The organism is Burkholderia dolosa, from assembly GCF_902499135.1.
Lineage (GTDB): Bacteria > Pseudomonadota > Gammaproteobacteria > Burkholderiales > Burkholderiaceae > Burkholderia > Burkholderia dolosa.
In genome coordinates this window covers 37,377-53,859 of the sequence record NZ_CABVPR010000005.1, presented here as the reverse complement: position 1 = coordinate 53,859, position 16,483 = coordinate 37,377, and the positions used below count along the sequence as shown (strand labels likewise).

Here is a 16,483-nt window from a genome sequence, read left to right as displayed (position 1 = left end):
CCATCCGCGCAACGCGCGGCCGCGCGCCGCCCCGTACGTCGCCGCGATCCCCGTGCCGCGCCGCGCGGGCGCGGCACGCCGTCACACGGCTTCGGCTTCTTCGCCGGCCGCCGCCGCGCGCTGCTGCTGCAGCGCCCACATCTGCGCATACAGTCCGTCCGCGCGCACGAGTTCGTCGTGCGTGCCGCGCTCGACGATGCGCCCGTGATCCATCACGAGAATCTGCTGCGCATGCACGACCGTCGACAGCCGATGCGCGATCACGAGCGTGGTCCGCTGCCGCGCGATCCGGTCGAGCTCGTGCTGGATCGCGCGCTCCGAACGCGAATCGAGCGCCGACGTCGCTTCGTCGAACAGCAGGATCGGCGGATTCTTCAGCAGCGTGCGCGCGATCGCGACGCGCTGTTTCTCGCCGCCGGACAGCTTCAGCCCGCGCTCGCCGACCGGCGTGTCATAGCCCTTCGGCAGACTTTCGATGAAGTCGTGGATATGCGCGGCGCGCGCGGCCGCGATCACCTCGTCGCGCGTCGCGCTCGGCCGGCCGTACGCGATGTTGTAGTAGATCGAGTCGTTGAACAGCACGGTGTCCTGCGGCACGATCCCGATCGATGCGCGCAGCGACGCCTGCGTGACGTCGCGGATGTCCTGCCCGTCGATCCGGATCGCGCCGCCGCCATCGCGGCTCAGATCGTAGAAGCGGAACAGCAGGCGCGACAGCGTCGACTTCCCGGAGCCGCTGTGGCCGACCACCGCGGTCGTCGTACCGGCCTCGATCGTGAACGTCACGTCGTGCAGGATCGGCCGCGACGGCTCGTACGCGAAGTTCACGTGCTCGAAGCGCACTTGCCCGCCGGCGACCGCGAGCGGTGGCGCATCGGGCCGATCGGCGACTTCCTTCGCGGCCGACAGCAGCCCGAACATCCGGTCCATGTCGGTGAGGCTCTGCTTCAGCTCGCGATAGACGACGCCGAGAAAGTTCAGCGGGATGTACAGCTGCAGCATGAACGTGTTGATCAGCACGAGATCGCCGAGCGTCAGCCTGCCCGCGAGCACGCCTTGCGTCGCGCGCCACAGGATGAACACGAGCCCCGTGCCGATGATCGCCTGCTGGCCGAAGTTCAGCAGCGACAGCGAGTTCTGCGACCGGATCGCCGCCTTCCGGTAGCGCTTCAGGTTCTCGTCGTAGCGCTGCGCCTCCCACTCCTCGTTGCCGAAATACTTGACCGTCTCGTAGTTGATCAGCGAGTCGATCGCGCGCGAGTTCGCACGCGAATCGAGTTCGTTCATCGTGCGACGAAAATGCGTGCGCCAGTTCGTGACCTTCACCGTGAACACGATGTACGCGATCAGCGCCGCGAACGTCACGTACGCGTAATACGCGTCGTACTTGACGACGAAGAAGCCGAGCACGAGCCCGACCTCGACGAGCGTCGGCAGGATGCTGTACAGCGAATACGAAATCAGCTGCTGGATCCCGCGCGTGCCGCGCTCGATGTCGCGCGACATCCCGCCCGTCTGCCGTTCGAGATGGAACCGCAGCGACAGCCCGTGCAGATGCCGGAACACCTGCAGCGCGAGCTGGCGCACCGCGCTCTCGGTCACCTTCGAGAACAGGATCTCGCGCAGCTCGGTAAACAGCGACGTCGACAGCCGCACGAGCGCATACGCGACGACGAGCAGCCCGACGCCGCCCGCGAGCACGACGCCGGCCGGTTGTTCCGCGCGGCCGAGCGCGGTCAGCTGCTGCACGGCCGACAGATGATCGACGATGCGCTTCATCACGACCGGCACGCCGAGGTTCGCGACCTTCGCGCCGATCAGGCACGCGAGCGCGAGCGCGACGCGCCATTTGTAGGTCGTCAGATACGGCAGCAGCGACCGGATCGTCTGCCAGTCGTTGCGAGGGCCGGTCGGAGCCGGAGCCGGCTCGCCGGAAGCGGAATATCGGCGCATGGGGGAAGGAATCGGCGGCGGGTGCCGGCGCGCGAGCGGCGGCCGGATCGCGCACTTTCTCGTACAATTTGCGGACGTCGTATTGTCGCAGAAGCCGCTTCGCGCCGCTGCCGGCGGCCTTGCCGGCCGTGCTGCGCGCGGGCGGCACGTTTCTTACAGGATGAAAGCAGCCCCATGACCGAACCGACCCTCGAACTCCCGCAGAAGCAGCCCGCGCTGCGCGTCGTCCCGCAACCGCACGACGCGAACGTCCACGGCGACGTGTTCGGCGGCTGGATCATGTCGCAGGTCGACATCGCCGGCTCGATTCCCGCGAGCCAGCGGGCGAACGGGCGCGTCGCGACGGTCGCGGTCAACTCGTTCGTATTCAAGCAGCCGGTGTTCGTCGGCGATCTGCTGAGCTTCTACGCGACCATCACGCGCACCGGCAACACGTCGGTCACGGTCGACGTCGAAGTGTATGCGCAGCGCATGCGGCTGATGGGCGAAGTCGTGAAGGTCACCGAAGCGACGCTCACGTACGTCGCGACCGGCGCGGATCGCAAGCCGCGGCCGCTGCCGCCGCTCTGATGCGCGACCGGCGCCGCGATCGTCAGTGCGCGGCCGTCAGGCCGAATTCGCGCATCGCGGGCAGGAAGTCGTGATTGAGCTTCGACTTGCGCGACAGCTTGCACAGCACGTAGCGCTGGAACGGCGCGAGCTGCCGCCACTGCGCGAGCGCAGGCGCCGGCACGCCGGCGAGCGCGCTCTGCCGCACGAGCGCGTCGGGCACCGTGTCGGTGTCGCGCCATGCCGGCTGCGCGTCCGGCTCGAACCACTCGGGCTCGAGATCGGCGTGCGTGCGCAGCATCTCGAACAGCGCATGATCGAAGTTCGGCTCGATCGCGGTGTCGTCGTCGGCCGGAAAGCGCGCGAGCAGCTTGCGATCCTCGAGCGGCAGCAGCTGCCACTGCTCGAGCGAGATCCGCAGCCCGAAGCGGTCGAGATTGAAGCGCACGATCATCGGAATGTACGTGAGGTTTTCCGACGATACGTGTTCGAAATTGAATAGCAGCGGAGCGTCGCTGAGTCCCATGGTCGTTACCTGACGTGGCGGATGCCGGCGCGGCCGGCGTGCCTGGGGTATTTTAGAACCTCTGCGCGCGCCCGGCGGCCACGATCGGCTGCCGGCCGCGCTTCGAATCAACGGGAGTGCTCGTGAATCCGACCGAAACAGCCGAACCGCGCGGCGCGATCGAACTGCCCGTGCGGCGCATGCGCGGCGGCGCCGTCGAAACCGCGCACGATTACGTCGGCCAGGAATGGCCGGTCGCGCTCGTCTTCAACGGCATTTCGCACGCGGTGATGATGTGCACGCCGCGCGATCTGGAAGCGTTCGCGGTCGGTTTCGCGATGTCCGAAGGAATCGTCGAGCGCGGCAGCGACATCAAGGACATCGACGTGATCCTGCACACCGACGCGTCGCTGCCGCACGCCGAGGTGCATCTGGACGTCGTCCAGCAGGCGTTCGCCGCGCTGAAGGAGCGCCGCCGCGCGCTCGCCGGGCGTACCGGCTGCGGCGTATGCGGAATCGAAAGCATCGATCTGCTCGATCTCGCGCCGGAACGCGTTCCCGACACGGGCTTTCTCGCACGCCTCGCGCCGGACGCGCTCGCGCGCGCCGCGCACGCGCTGCCGACGCACCAGACGCTCACGCAGTTGACCGGCGGTCTGCATGCGGCCGCGTGGTGCGACGCAACAGGCGCGATCCGCACCGCGTTCGAGGACGTCGGCCGCCACAACGCGCTCGACAAGCTGATCGGCTCGCTGGTGCTCGCGCGCGCCGACGCGACCGACGGTTTCGTGTTCCTGTCGAGCCGCGCGAGCTACGAGCTCGTGCGCAAGGCGGCGCGCGTCGGCATCCCGATGGTCGCGACGATCTCCGCGCCGTCGTCGCTCGCGATCGACATCGCGAAGGCGGCCGGTTTGCGGCTCGTCAGCTTCTGCCGCGAAACCGGTCACGTCGATTACGGCACGGCCTGAACGGCCGCCCCGCGTCGAGCCGAACCGCGGCGCAGCCGCGCCGTCAGTCGAACTGGCGAAAATCCGGCTTGCGCTTCTCGAAGAACGCCGTCATCGCCTCGCGCGCGGCCGGCGCCCGCAGCATCTCGGCGAAGTGGCGCGCCTCCTCGGCCATCCGGGCGGTCACGTCGACGCCGCCGGTATCCTTCAGCAGCGCCTTCGTCACGCGCAGCGACGACGCCGGCAGCGCCGCGAGCTTCGCGGCCTGCTTCGCCGCAAACGCGTCGAGTTCGGCCGCCGGCAGCACGCGGTTCACGATGCCGATCCGGTGCGCTTCGAGCGCATCGAACGGCTCGCCGAGCAGCAGCTTTTCTGCGGCGATCTGATGACCGGCGACGCGCGGCAGCAGCGCGCTCGACGCCGCCTCCGGACACAGCCCGAGCTGCGCGAACGGCAGCGAGAACGTCGCGACGTCGGCCGCATAGACGAGGTCGCAGTGCAGCAGCATCGTCACGCCGACGCCGACCGCGACGCCCGGCACGGCCGCGACGATCGGCTTGGCCGCGCCGCTGATCCGCGCGAGGAACTGAAACACCGGCGCGTTCGGATCGTTCGGCGGCGACTTCACGAAATCCTCGAGGTCGTTCCCCGCGCTGAAGTTGCCGTCGCTGCCGCGCACCAGGATCGCGCGCACCGCGTTGTCTTCTTCGGCGTCGGCGAGCGCATCGGCCATCGTCTGGTACATCGCCGCCGTCAGCGCATTTTTCTTCGCCGCGCGTGCGATCGTGATCGTCAGCACGCCGTCGGCGCGTTCCACTTGAATATCGGCCACAACCGTCTCCTTTGACTTCCCCTACCGGAATGAAAAAACGGTGCGCGAGCTTGCGGCCCGCGCACCGTCGTCGTCAGCGTACCGTCCCGCTTACAGGCGTTCGATGATGCCCGCGGCGCCCATGCCGGTGCCGACGCACATCGTGACCATCCCGTACTTCAGGTTGCGGCGGCGCAGCCCGTGCACGACGGTCGCCGCGCGGATCGCGCCGGTCGCGCCGAGCGGGTGGCCGAGCGCGATCGCGCCGCCGACCGGATTGACCTTCGACGGATCGAGGCCGAGATCGCGGATCACCGCGAGCGACTGTGCGGCGAACGCCTCGTTCAGCTCGATCCAGTCGAGATCGTCCTGCTTGAGGCCGGCGGCCTTCAGCGCGGCCGGGATCGCTTCCTTCGGACCGATGCCCATGATTTCCGGCGGCACGCCGCGCACCGCGAAGCTCACGAAGCGTGCGAGCGGCGTCAGGTTGAACTGCTTGAGCACCTTCTCCGACACGACGAGCAGCGCACCGGCGCCGTCCGACGTCTGCGAGCTGTTGCCGGCGGTGACCGAACCCTTGTTCGCGAACACCGCGCGCAGCTTCGCGAGGCCTTCGAGCGACGTGTCCGCGCGCGGACCTTCGTCGAGCGCGATCTCGCGCGTCTTCACGTCGATCTCGCCGGTCGCGAGATTCGGGAAGCGCTCGGTGAGCGTGTACGGCGCGATTTCGTCCGCAAATTCGCCGGCCTGCTGCGCGGCGAGCGCCTTGCGGTGCGACTCCACCGAGAACGCGTCCTGGTCTTCGCGGCTCACCTTCCATTGATCGGCGACGCGCTCGGCCGTCAGGCCCATCCCGTATGCGATGCCGAAGTCTTCGCTGCGATCGAAGATGTGCGGCGACATCGACGGCTTGTTGCCCATCATCGGCACCATGCTCATCGATTCGCAGCCGCCTGCGAGCAGCGCGTCCGACTCGCCGACGCGAATGCGGTCGGCCGCCATCGCGAGCGCGGTGATGCCCGACGCGCAGAAGCGGTTGACCGTCACGCCGCCGACCGTCTGCGGCAGACCTGCGAGCAGCGCGCTCATCCGCGCGACGTTCAGGCCCTGCTCGGCTTCCGGAATCGCGCAGCCGACGATCGCGTCTTCGATCAGCTTCGTGTCGAAGTCCGGCACCTGCGCGATCGTCGAGCGGATCGCGTGAACCAGCAGCTCGTCCGGCCGCGTGTTCTTGAAGACACCGCGCGGCGCCTTGCCGATCGGGGTACGGCTGGCGGCGACGATGTATGCGTCTTGCAGTTGTTTGCTCATTTCGAGACTCCTGTCGATCGGAGTTGGCGCTTTAGCGCCTTACTCCGATCCCATGCTTTGCGGTCGATCGGAGTTGGCGCTTTGGCGCTTACTCCGGTCCCATGCTTTGCGGTCGACCGGAGTTGGCGCTTTGGCGCTTACTCCGGTCCCATGCTTTGCGGTCGACCGGAGTTGACGCTTCAGCGCTTACCCCGATCCCATGCCTTGCGGTCAACCGGAGTTGACGCTTAACGCCTCACTCCGATCCCATACTTCGAGTCGATCCGAGTTCGCGCTTGCGCGCTCACCCCGGTCCCCATGCGTCAACGATCGGCCAGCGTCCGCGCATCAACGCCGACTCCGGCCTTGAACACGATCGTCAGTTACGCACCGGCTTGCCGGTCTGCAACATGCCCATGATCCGCTCCTGCGTCTTCTGCGTACCGAGCAGCTCGACGAACGCGCGCCGCTCCAGCGCGAGCAGCCATTCTTCGTCGACGAGACTGCCGGCTTCGACGTCGCCGCCGCACACCGCTTCGGCAATGCGGCTCGCGATCAGGTAGTCGTGGTCGCTGATGAAGCGGCCGTCGCGCATGTTGACGAGCTGCGCCTTGATCGTCGCGATCGCCGAGCGGCCCGCGACCGGCACGTCCTTCGCCTTCAGCGGCGCGCGGTAGCCGGCGGCCGCCAGCGCACGCGCTTCCTTCTTCGCGGTGTCGAGCAGTTCGAACACGTTGAACACGATCGTGTCGGACGGCTTCACGTAGCCCATCGCGCGCGCGTCGTGCGCGGACGACGACACCTTCGCCATCGCCGCGTTCTCGAACGACTTCGTGACGAACTTCAGCAGATCGCTGGTCGCGTTCGCGGCCGCCGCGGCTTCTGCCGCACGCAGCGCCGCCTCCTTCAGCCCGCCGCCGGCCGGCACGAGGCCGACGCCGACTTCGACGAGGCCGATGTAGCTCTCGACGTGCACGACGCGCTTCGCGCTGTGCAGCATCAGCTCGCACCCGCCGCCGAGCGCGATGCCCGACACGGCCGCGACCACCGGCACGTTCGCGTACTTCACGCGCAGCATGCCTTCCTGGAATTTCTTCACGAACGGCTCGATCCCCTTCGCGCCGCCCATCATGAACGCGGGCATCGCCTCTTCGAGGTTCGCGCCGGCCGAGAACGGGCCGCCCGGCGTGCCGAGCTTCAGCGACGTCGGCTGCCAGATCACGACGCCCTTGTAGTCCTTCTCCGCGAGCTCGATCGCCTGCACGAGGCCGTCGATCACGCCCGGGCCGATCGTGTTCATCTTCGACTTGAACGACACGATCACGACGTCGTCTTCACCGGCGCGATCGTCGACCCACGCGCGCACCGAGTCGGTCTCGAACAGCGTCTTGCCGTAGCTCTTCGGATCGGCGCCCGCTTCGCCGAGCAGCGGCGCGCGGAACACCTGCTTGTCGTACACCGCGAGATTCGAGCGCGGCACGAAGCGCTTCGACGCCGGCGCCCACGAGCCTTCGGCCGTATGCACGCCGCCGTTGTCGGCCACCGGCCCTTCGAGCACCCACGACGGCAGCGGCACGCCGGCGAGCGCCTTGCCGGCCGCGATGTCTTCCTGCACCCATTCGGCCACCTGCTTCCAGCCGGCCGCCTGCCAGCCTTCGAACGGGCCTTCGTTCCAGCCGAAACCCCAGCGGATCGCGAGATCGACGTCGCGCGCGTTGTCCGCGATCGACTCGAGATGCACGCCGATGTAATGGAACACGTCGCGGAAGATCGACCACAGGAACTGCGCATGCGGATGATCCGTCTCGCGCAGCAGCTTCAGCCGCTCGGCCGGCGGACGCTTCAGGATGCGGCCGACCGTCTCGTCCGCCTTCGCGCCCGAGTCGACGTAGGTGCCGGTCTTCGCGTCGAGCACCTTGATCGTCTTGCCTTCCTTCTTGTAGAAGCCGGCGCCCGTCTTCTGGCCGAGCGCGCCCTGCTTGACCAGCTCCGCGAGCACCGCGGGCGTCTGGTAGACCGGGAAGAACGGATCGTCGGCGAGGTTGTCCTGCATCGTCTTGATCACGTGCGCCATCGTGTCGAGACCGACCACGTCCGCGGTGCGGAACGTCGCCGACTTCGCGCGGCCGAGGCGGCTGCCGGTCAGGTCGTCGACTTCGTCGAAACGCAGGCCGAACTTCGCGGCCTCGGTGATCACCGCGAGGATCGAGAAGATGCCGACGCGGTTCGCGATGAAGTTCGGCGTGTCCTTCGCGCGCACGACGCCCTTGCCGACGACGCTCGTCAGGAACGTCTCGAGCTGGTCGAGGATGTCCGCACGCGTATGCGCGGTCGGAATCAGCTCGACGAGGTGCATGTAGCGCGGCGGATTGAAGAAGTGCACGCCGCAGAAGCGCGCCTTCAGTTCGTCGGAGAAGCCTTCGGAGAGCTTCGTGATCGACAGGCCCGACGTGTTGGTCGCGAAGATCGCGTTCGGACCGATGTGCGGCGCGACCTTCTTGTACAGGTCGTGCTTCCAGTCCATCCGCTCGGCGATCGCCTCGATCACGACGTCGCATTCGGCGAGCTTCCCGATGTCGTCCTCGTAGTTCGCGGCTTCGAGGTACTTCGCGTCGTCCTTCACGCCGAACGGCGCGGGCGACAGCTTCTTCAGGTTCTCGATCGCCTTCAGCGCGATCGCGTTTTTCGGGCCTTCCTTGGCCGGCAGGTCGAACAGCAGCACGGGCACGCGCGCGTTGATCAGGTGCGCGGCGATCTGCGCGCCCATCACGCCGGCGCCCAGCACGGCCACCTTGCGAATCAGGAAATTACTCACGGGATGTCTCCGGATGGTGCCGCGCACCGCATCAAATGACGGCTGCACGGCGAAGTCAGTACCAGGAACCGTTGCGCCCGGGCAGCGCGCGGTGCGCCGCCCGGCTGCGCGTCAGAACAGCGATTCGTCGATTTCCATCAGCGTCTTCGAACCGGCGCGCGCGGCGCGGATCGTCGACGCCGTCTCGGGCAGCAGGCGCGCGAAGTAGAAGCGCGCGGTCGCGAGCTTCGACTTGTAGAACGGATCTCCGGACGCCTCCTTGTCGAGCGCGATGCGCGCCATCCGCGCCCAGAAGTACGAGAACACGAGGTGGCCGACGGTGCGCAGATACGGGACGGCGGCCGCGCCGACTTCGTCCGGGTTCTGCATCGCCTTCATGCCGATTTCCATCGTGAGCTTCTGCACCTTCTCGCCTATATCGGCGAGCGGGTTGACGAACTCGGCCATCTCCGGCTTCACGCCTTCGGCCTCGACGAAGTCGGACACGATCTTGCCGAACTTCTTCAGCTTCGCGCCCATGTCGCCGAGCACCTTGCGGCCCAGCAGGTCGAGCGCCTGGATCGAGTTCGTGCCTTCGTAGATCATGTTGATCCGCGCATCGCGCACGTATTGCTCCATTCCCCACTCGGAGATGAAGCCGTGCCCGCCGTAGATCTGCATCGCGTGGTTGGTCGACTCGAACGCGTTGTCGGTCAGGAACGCCTTGATGATCGGCGTGAGCAGCGCGACGAGGTCGGCCGCTTCCTTGCGCACCGCGTCGTCCGCATGCGACAGCTCCTTGTCGATCTGCAGCGCGGACCAGTACGTAAACGCGCGCGCGCCTTCCGCGTATGCCTTCTGCGTGAGCAGCATCCGGCGCACGTCCGGGTGCACGATGATCGGATCGGCCGGCTTGTCCGGCGCCTTCGGGCCGGTCAGCGAGCGCATCTGCAGACGCTCCTTCGCATACGCGAGCGAGTTCTGGTACGCGACTTCGGTGAGGCCGAGCCCCTGCATGCCGACGCCGAGGCGCGCGGCGTTCATCATCACGAACATCGCGTTGAGGCCCTTGTTCGGCTCGCCGACGATCCAGCCCTTCGCGTTGTCGAGGTTCATCACGCACGTCGAATTGCCGTGGATGCCCATCTTGTGCTCGATCGACCCGCACTTGATGCCGTTGCGCTCGCCCGGCTCGCCCGATGCGTCGGGGATGAACTTCGGCACGATGAACAGCGAGATCCCCTTCGTGCCCTGCGGCGCGTCCGGCAGGCGGGCCAGCACGAGGTGGACGATGTTCTTCGACATGTCGTGCTCGCCGCTCGAGATGAAGATCTTCGTGCCGCTGATCGAGTACGACCCGTCGCCGTTCGGTTCGGCCTTGGTGCGCAGGATGCCGAGGTCGGTGCCGCAGTGCGGCTCGGTCAGGCACATCGTGCCGGTCCATTCGCCGGACACGAGCTTCGGCAGGTAGCGCTGCTGCAGTTCCGGCGCGCCGTGCGCGTGCAGGCATTCGTATGCGCCGTGCGACAGGCCCGGATACATCGTCCACGCCTGGTTCGCCGAGTTCAGCATTTCGTACAGCGCGTTGTTCACGAACGCGGGCAGCCCCTGGCCGCCGTATTCCGGATCGCAGCCGAGCGCCGGCCAGCCGGCCTCGACGTATTGTCGATAAGCTTCCTTGAAGCCGGTCGGCGTCTTCACGACGCCGTCGCCGACGTACGTGCACCCTTCACGGTCGCCGACCTGGTTCAGCGGAAACAGCACTTCGGAGCAGAACTTGCCCGCTTCCTCGAGGACCTGGTTGATCGTGTCGGCGTCGAGGTCCACATGCCTCGGCATTTGCTTGACCTCGGCTTCGACGTTCAGAAGCTCGTGCAACACGAATTGCATGTCGCGCAGCGGCGCGGCGTACTGTCCCATGACTCTCTCCAAAGGTGGGCAAACGGCTCGAGCAGCTGGCGGGCGGATCACGCGCCGCTAACGGCTCTCGCTCTGATACGAAACGATTGTCTTTTCCAGCGCGGCCCACGTGAGACGCACCGCGTCCGGCGAGTGCAGGAAACGTGCGTCGTGGTGCAGGCCGAGCGTGAAGCTGTACAACTCGAAGAGCATCAGATCCGGATCGGTATCCGCACGCAGATGTCCTTCGTCCTTCGCCTGCGAAATGGCGCGCAGCAACGCGGCACGCCAGGTGGTCACGCTCGCGATCAACTGCTCGCGCACCGGGCTGTCCGGCCGGTCGTCGTATTCGACGGCGCCGCTGATGTAGATGCATCCGGTCGTCACCTCCTGGATGCGCTTCTCCATCCAGCGCGCGAGCATCGCACGCAGACGCGGCAGACCGCGCGGCTCGCGCAGGCTCGGAAAGAACACCTCGTTCTCGAAACGACGGTGATACTCGCGGACGACCTCGACCTGCAGATCGTCGCGCGACCCGAAGTGCGCGAACACGCCGCTCTTGCTCATCTGCATGCGCTCGGCCAGCAGGCCGATCGTCAGCCCCTCCAGCCCGTCGCGGCTGGCGAGATCCAAAGCAGCTTCGAGTATCGCGGCACGCGTCTGTTCGCCTTTTCGCATAGCTTTTTCTGTAACCGTTCGGGGGATCGAATAAAATCGAACGGCCGTACTATTATTGAGTGCGACCGCCCGCGAAACAAGGAAATTATTAGAAACCGGTGTCTAACCGAGCCGCTATTTTGCGCGATTCCGGCGTGACCGGAGCGCCTTTTCCGCACGAACGTGCGGACGGATTTTCATGAAGCGGATGCAGAGTTGCGCGGCCCGTCAGTCGTAGCTGCCGACGGTCAGCGCCTTCATCACGATCCGATATACGTTGTACGCGAGCCAGTTCAGCACGCGTTCGATGCGCGGGCGCGCCGCATACCGCGCGGCGTCGATCTCTCGACCGTCGGCGAACGCGGCCATGATCGCGTCGCGCAGCTGGTTCGTCAGCGCGTCGTACCGCACGAGAACGACGTTCGCCTCATTGTTCAGCATCAGGCTCAGCGCGTCCAGATTCGACGAGCCGACCGTCGCCCAGTTGTCGTCGATCACGGCCACCTTGCCGTGCAGCATCGTCTTGTCGTATTCGGCCACGCGCACGCCGGCGCGCAGCAGCGCGTGATACAGGAACGGTACGGCCGTGTCGAGCGCGGCGAACTCCTTGCGGCCGATCAGGATTCGCACGTCGATGCCGCGTCGCGCCGCACCCGTCAGCGCACGGCGCAATTTGCGCCCCGGCATGAAATACGGGTTCGCGACAAGAATCCGATGGCGCGCCTTGCCGATCGCCGCCAGATACGCCTTCTCGATCGCACGGCGGTTCACGACGTTGTCGCGCGCGACGAACGCGACGCTCGGTTCGGTCACGACGCGCAGCGCGCCCGCCTTGATCCAGCGGTGGCTGCGCAGCCAGCGCCGGAACATCGTCGGAAACGGCTCGCCGCCGTGCAGCGCGGTCGCATACTGCGCATACGGCTTGTGGCCGAACTGGATCCGATGCCATTGCAGCTCGAACGCCGCGCGGACGTCCGCGACCGCGGGCCCCGCCATCTCGACCGCGAAATCCCAGCGCGGATACGGCAGCGTCGTGCCGTTCTGCGCGTAGTCGTCGACGATGTTGATCCCGCCGCAGAACGCCGCCGCGTGGTCGATCACCGCGAGCTTGCGATGCGTGCGCGAGAAGCCGAAGCGGCCGAACAGATAACGGTTGTAGATGCAGTGCTCGACACCGGCGTCGGCCCACGTGTCGAACAGCGGCAGGCGCGCGGTGCCGACGCCGTCGGTGATCACGCGCACGCGCACGCCGCGCTGCGCCGCGCGGATCAGCGCGTCCGACACCGGGCGGCCCGCGTCGTCGTCGCAGAAGATGTAGGTTTCGAGCATCACCTGCTCAGCCGCGGCGTCGATCCGCTCGATCAGCGCGCGGAAGAACGCGCCGCCGCTCTCGTGCAGCCGCACCGTGTTGCCGGTCGTGAACGCGAGCCGCGACGCGGAGCCGCGCTCCTGCAGGAACATCTGCCGCAATTGCGCGAAGCGCTTGCGGGTTTCGGCATTCATGCGGACGAGCCGTGCGTCGCGTGCGCGAGCGCCGCGCGCATCGGCAGTTGCAGGATCGCTTCGGCGTTCGACGGCGAGAAGCAGCGCGCGGCCGCTTCGCGGTACGGCAGCCATGCGTAGTCGACGTGCTCGCGCGGCGACAGCGTGACGTCGACGCGGCGCGGCACGCAAAGGCCGAACCAGTGCTCGACGTTGCGCGTGACGCCCGGCGCGTAGCGATGCAGATATTGCGGATAGATCGCGTATTCGATCGAGTGGTGCCAGTCGACGAGCGCGTTGGCCGGCACGCCGTGCATGCCGACCGCGATGCCGGTTTCTTCGGCGACTTCGCGCGCCGCCGCGATCGCGAGCGGCTCGTCGAGCGTGTCCTTCGAGCCGGTCACCGACTGCCAGAAATCGGGCTGATCGGCCCGCTTGATCACGAGCGCGTCGAGTTCGGGCGTGTAGATCACGACGAGTACGGATTCGGGAATTTTCGGCGGCTTCGTCATCTTCGTTTCATACGGCACGGAACCGCGCCGGACATGCGCGTGCCGCGCGCGGCAAGTGCTGCGACTGTACCGCAAAAAACGAAAAAGGCGCACCGCGGCGCCTTTTTCGTTGCGGGAACGCGAATGCGCGTTACGCCTTCGGCTGCTCCGGCTGACGCAGACGGATGTGCAGCTCGCGCAGCTGGCGCTCGTCGACCGGGCTCGGCGCCTGCGTGAGCAGATCCTGCGCACGCTGGGTCTTCGGGAACGCGATCACGTCGCGGATCGAATCGGCGCCGGCCATCATCGTGACGATGCGGTCGAGACCGAACGCGATGCCGCCGTGCGGCGGCGCGCCGTACTGCAGCGCGTCCAGCAGGAAGCCGAACTTCGCCTGCGCCTCTTCCGCGCCGATCTTCAGCGCGCGGAACACCTTGCTCTGCACGTCCTCGCGGTGGATACGCACCGAGCCGCCGCCGATTTCCCAGCCGTTCAGCACCATGTCGTACGCCTTCGCGAGACAGCGGCCCGGATCGGTCTCGAGATACTCGAGGTGCTCGTCCTTCGGGCTCGTGAACGGGTGGTGCGCGGCGACGTAGCGTGCGTCTTCGTCGTCGTATTCGAACATCGGGAAGTCGACGACCCACAGCGGCTTCCAGCCGGCCTCGACGAGGCCGTTCGCCTTGCCGAATTCCGAGTGACCGATCTTCAGGCGCAGCGCGCCGAGGCTGTCGTTGACGACCTTCGCACGGTCGGCCGCGAAGAAGATGATGTCGCCGTCTTCGGCGCCGGTGCGCTCGAGGATCGCCGCGATCGACGCGTCGTGCAGGTTCTTCACGATCGGGCTTTGCAGGCCGTCGCGGCCCTTCGCCTTCTCGTTCACCTTGATCCATGCGAGGCCCTTCGCGCCGTAGATGCGCACGAACTCGGTGTAGCCGTCGATGTCGCCGCGCGACAGCTCGGCGCCCTTCGGCACGCGCAGCGCCGCGACGCGGCCGTCCTTCGCGTTGGCCGGCGTGCTGAACACCTTGAAGTCGACGTCCTTCATCGCGTCGGTCAGCTCGGTGAACTCGAGCTTCACGCGCAGGTCGGGCTTGTCCGAGCCGAAGCGCGCCATCGCTTCCGAATACGGCATCACCGGGAATTTCGCATCGAGTTCGACGTCGATGGTCTTCTTGAAGATATGACGGATCATGTCCTCGAACAGGTCGCGGATTTCCTGCTCGCCGAGGAACGACGTCTCGCAGTCGATCTGCGTGAATTCGGGCTGACGATCGGCGCGCAGGTCTTCGTCGCGGAAGCACTTCGTGATCTGGTAGTAGCGATCGAAGTTCGCGATCATCAGCAGCTGCTTGAACAGCTGCGGCGACTGCGGCAGCGCGAAGAACTGGCCGGCGTTCACGCGCGACGGAACCAGATAGTCGCGCGCGCCTTCCGGCGTGCTCTTGGTCAGCATCGGCGTTTCGATGTCGATGAAGCCCTGCTCGTCGAGATACTTGCGCGCCTCGATCGCGACGCGGTAGCGCAGCCGCAGGTTGTGCTGCATCTGCGGACGGCGCAGGTCGAGCACGCGGTGCGTGAGACGCGTCGTTTCGGACAGGTTGTCGTCGTCGAGCTGGAACGGCGGCGTGACCGACGGGTTCAGCACGGTCAGCTCGTGGCACAGCACTTCGATCTTGCCGCTTTTCAGACCTGCGTTGACCGTGCCTTCCGGACGGTTGCGCACGAGGCCCTTGACCTGCACGCAGAACTCGTTGCGTACGCCTTCGGCGGTCGCGAACATCTCGGCGCGATCCGGGTCGCAGACCACCTGCACGAGGCCTTCACGATCGCGCAGGTCGATGAAGATCACACCGCCGTGATCGCGGCGGCGCTGCACCCAGCCGCACAGCGACACGGTTTGGCCCAGCAGGTGTTCGGTCACGAGACCGCAGTATTCAGTACGCATCGACATGATGTTTGCTTTCGTTCGGTTTGATCAACGGGCGCCGCAACGCGCGGCCCGGGCGATGATTCTTGGCTTACAGCGGCGGCTCGACGGGACGGCGCGCGGGCACCGGAACCGGCGCCGGCGGTGCAACGACACCCATCGAGACGATGTACTTGAGCGCGGCATCGACCGACATGTCGAGTTCGACGACTTCGCTCTTCGGGAGCATCAGGAAGAAGCCAGACGTCGGGTTCGGCGTCGTGGGCACGTACACGCTCACGTACTCTTCCGTCAGGTGGTTGACCACGTCGCCGCCGGGCGTGCCGGTCAGAAACGCGATCGTATACGAGCCGCGGCGCGGGTATTCGATCAGCAGCGCCTTGCGGAACGCGTTGCCGCTGCTCGACAGCAGCGTGTCCGACACCTGCTTGACGCTCGTGTAGATCGGCCCGACGACCGGGATGTGGCGCACGACCGCGTTCCACCACGTCACGAGCTTCTGGCCGATGAAATTCTGCGTGGCGAGCCCGACGACGAACACGAACGCGAGCGTCAGCACCGCGCCGATTCCGGGCAGCCGGAAACCGAGCAGCCGCTCGGGCTGCCACGATTCGGGCAGCAGCAGCAGCGTCTGGTCCATCGTGCCGATGATGAGGCCGAGCACCCACAGCGTGATCGCGAGCGGAACGAGAACCAGCAGGCCGGTCAGAAACACCGATTTCAGGGTCGTCTTTTTCATCATCTGCCGTCAATGAACCGCGCCGGCGGCGCGGTATGGGCGCGGCCCGATCGGGCCGCGACTGTCAACCGCCGGCGGCGGGCGCTGCGGCCGGGGCCGGCGCCGCACTCGTCGTCGTACTTTCGGAACCCGACGCGGCCGGAGCCGCCGGCGTTGCTGCCGGCGCCGCATCGCCCGACGACGCCGTCGCCGGCGCGCTGGAGCCGCCCGAGCCGCCGCGGAAATCGGTGACGTACCACCCCGAACCCTTCAGCTGAAACCCCGCGGCCGTGACCTGCTTGCGAAACGCATCCTTCCCGCATTCCGGGCATTGCGACAGCGGCGCGTCGCTCATCTTCTGGAGCACGTCCTTTGCGAAACCGCACGCTTCGCATCGATAGGCGTAGATCGGCATGATGTTTTTTCCTGCAGAAACTGGAAACGGCTTGCAAAGCCT

At 66.7% G+C, this 16,483-nt stretch carries 14 protein-coding genes; 2 read left to right on the top strand and 12 right to left on the bottom strand.

The window, feature by feature from the left end:
- Window positions 1-81: 81 nt before the first annotated feature.
- Window positions 82-1,953 carry an ABCB family ABC transporter ATP-binding protein/permease gene (locus tag BUB20358_RS03965; protein WP_035971736.1) on the bottom strand — a complete coding sequence of 624 codons (1,872 nt, stop codon included), beginning with the start codon at window positions 1,951-1,953 and terminating at the stop codon, window positions 82-84.
- A 174-nt stretch (window positions 1,954-2,127) separates the two neighbouring features.
- Between BUB20358_RS03965 and BUB20358_RS03960 the strand changes: the two genes are divergently transcribed.
- The gene (locus BUB20358_RS03960) at window positions 2,128-2,523 is read left to right on the top strand and encodes an acyl-CoA thioesterase (RefSeq protein WP_035971734.1); all 396 of its coding nucleotides are present in this window, start codon (window positions 2,128-2,130) and stop codon (window positions 2,521-2,523) included.
- A gap of 22 nt (window positions 2,524-2,545) precedes the next feature.
- Here the strand turns inward: BUB20358_RS03960 and BUB20358_RS03955 are convergent, their stop codons facing one another.
- On the bottom strand, window positions 2,546-3,028 hold the full coding sequence (locus BUB20358_RS03955) for a nitrate reductase associated protein (RefSeq protein WP_006763430.1): 483 nt from the start codon (window positions 3,026-3,028) through the stop codon (window positions 2,546-2,548).
- 116 nt (window positions 3,029-3,144) lie between these two features.
- Between BUB20358_RS03955 and fdhD the strand changes: the two genes are divergently transcribed.
- Window positions 3,145-3,975, top strand: a complete 831-nt coding sequence (gene fdhD, locus BUB20358_RS03950) for a formate dehydrogenase accessory sulfurtransferase FdhD (RefSeq protein ID WP_006763429.1) — start codon at window positions 3,145-3,147, stop codon at window positions 3,973-3,975.
- A 43-nt stretch (window positions 3,976-4,018) separates the two neighbouring features.
- Here the strand turns inward: fdhD and BUB20358_RS03945 are convergent, their stop codons facing one another.
- The 10 genes from BUB20358_RS03945 to BUB20358_RS03900 all read right to left on the bottom strand — a co-directional run bounded on the left by BUB20358_RS03945 (window position 4,019) and on the right by BUB20358_RS03900 (window position 16,441).
- Window positions 4,019-4,786: an enoyl-CoA hydratase gene (locus BUB20358_RS03945; protein WP_006763428.1), complete on the bottom strand. Its 768-nt coding sequence runs from the start codon at window positions 4,784-4,786 to the stop codon at window positions 4,019-4,021.
- 90 nt (window positions 4,787-4,876) lie between these two features.
- A complete protein-coding gene (locus tag BUB20358_RS03940) occupies window positions 4,877-6,076 on the bottom strand; it encodes an acetyl-CoA C-acyltransferase (RefSeq protein ID WP_006763427.1) in 1,200 nt (399 codons plus the stop codon).
- Between the two features lie 358 nt (window positions 6,077-6,434).
- Window positions 6,435-8,870 (bottom strand): 3-hydroxyacyl-CoA dehydrogenase/enoyl-CoA hydratase family protein, encoded by a 2,436-nt coding sequence (locus BUB20358_RS03935; protein ID WP_035971727.1) that lies wholly within the window; start codon window positions 8,868-8,870, stop codon window positions 6,435-6,437.
- A 111-nt stretch (window positions 8,871-8,981) separates the two neighbouring features.
- Complete coding sequence (locus BUB20358_RS03930) at window positions 8,982-10,769, bottom strand: acyl-CoA dehydrogenase C-terminal domain-containing protein (RefSeq protein WP_006763425.1); 1,788 nt, start codon at window positions 10,767-10,769, stop codon at window positions 8,982-8,984.
- A 57-nt stretch (window positions 10,770-10,826) separates the two neighbouring features.
- Window positions 10,827-11,426, bottom strand: a complete 600-nt coding sequence (locus BUB20358_RS03925) for a TetR/AcrR family transcriptional regulator (RefSeq protein ID WP_006763424.1) — start codon at window positions 11,424-11,426, stop codon at window positions 10,827-10,829.
- A gap of 207 nt (window positions 11,427-11,633) precedes the next feature.
- Window positions 11,634-12,908, bottom strand: coding sequence for a cardiolipin synthase ClsB (gene clsB / locus BUB20358_RS03920; RefSeq protein WP_006763423.1), 1,275 nt, complete (start codon window positions 12,906-12,908; stop codon window positions 11,634-11,636).
- Window positions 12,905-13,399 (bottom strand): dihydroneopterin triphosphate diphosphatase, encoded by a 495-nt coding sequence (gene nudB, locus BUB20358_RS03915; protein ID WP_035971725.1) that lies wholly within the window; start codon window positions 13,397-13,399, stop codon window positions 12,905-12,907. The genes clsB and nudB overlap by 4 nt, the downstream gene beginning before the upstream one ends.
- A gap of 130 nt (window positions 13,400-13,529) precedes the next feature.
- Window positions 13,530-15,332 carry an aspartate--tRNA ligase gene (aspS, locus tag BUB20358_RS03910; RefSeq protein WP_006763421.1) on the bottom strand — a complete coding sequence of 601 codons (1,803 nt, stop codon included), beginning with the start codon at window positions 15,330-15,332 and terminating at the stop codon, window positions 13,530-13,532.
- 67 nt (window positions 15,333-15,399) lie between these two features.
- Window positions 15,400-16,050: a DUF502 domain-containing protein gene (locus tag BUB20358_RS03905; RefSeq protein WP_006763420.1), complete on the bottom strand. Its 651-nt coding sequence runs from the start codon at window positions 16,048-16,050 to the stop codon at window positions 15,400-15,402.
- 61 nt (window positions 16,051-16,111) lie between these two features.
- Window positions 16,112-16,441, bottom strand: a complete 330-nt coding sequence (locus BUB20358_RS03900; protein ID WP_035971724.1) for an FmdB family zinc ribbon protein — start codon at window positions 16,439-16,441, stop codon at window positions 16,112-16,114.
- Window positions 16,442-16,483 lie beyond the last annotated feature (42 nt).

Coding starts and splice junctions, on each gene's coding strand:
- BUB20358_RS03965 (WP_035971736.1), bottom strand. CDS start 1,953: ATGCGCCGATATTCCGCTTCCGGCGAGCCGGCTCCGGCTCCGACCGGC.
- BUB20358_RS03960 (WP_035971734.1), top strand. CDS start 2,128: ATGACCGAACCGACCCTCGAACTCCCGCAGAAGCAGCCCGCGCTGCGC.
- BUB20358_RS03955 (WP_006763430.1), bottom strand. CDS start 3,028: ATGGGACTCAGCGACGCTCCGCTGCTATTCAATTTCGAACACGTATCG.
- BUB20358_RS03940 (WP_006763427.1), bottom strand. CDS start 6,076: ATGAGCAAACAACTGCAAGACGCATACATCGTCGCCGCCAGCCGTACC.
- BUB20358_RS03930 (WP_006763425.1), bottom strand. CDS start 10,769: ATGGGACAGTACGCCGCGCCGCTGCGCGACATGCAATTCGTGTTGCAC.
- BUB20358_RS03925 (WP_006763424.1), bottom strand. CDS start 11,426: ATGCGAAAAGGCGAACAGACGCGTGCCGCGATACTCGAAGCTGCTTTG.
- clsB (WP_006763423.1), bottom strand. CDS start 12,908: ATGAATGCCGAAACCCGCAAGCGCTTCGCGCAATTGCGGCAGATGTTC.
- nudB (WP_035971725.1), bottom strand. CDS start 13,399: ATGACGAAGCCGCCGAAAATTCCCGAATCCGTACTCGTCGTGATCTAC.
- aspS (WP_006763421.1), bottom strand. CDS start 15,332: ATGTCGATGCGTACTGAATACTGCGGTCTCGTGACCGAACACCTGCTG.
- BUB20358_RS03905 (WP_006763420.1), bottom strand. CDS start 16,050: ATGATGAAAAAGACGACCCTGAAATCGGTGTTTCTGACCGGCCTGCTG.
- BUB20358_RS03900 (WP_035971724.1), bottom strand. CDS start 16,441: ATGCCGATCTACGCCTATCGATGCGAAGCGTGCGGTTTCGCAAAGGAC.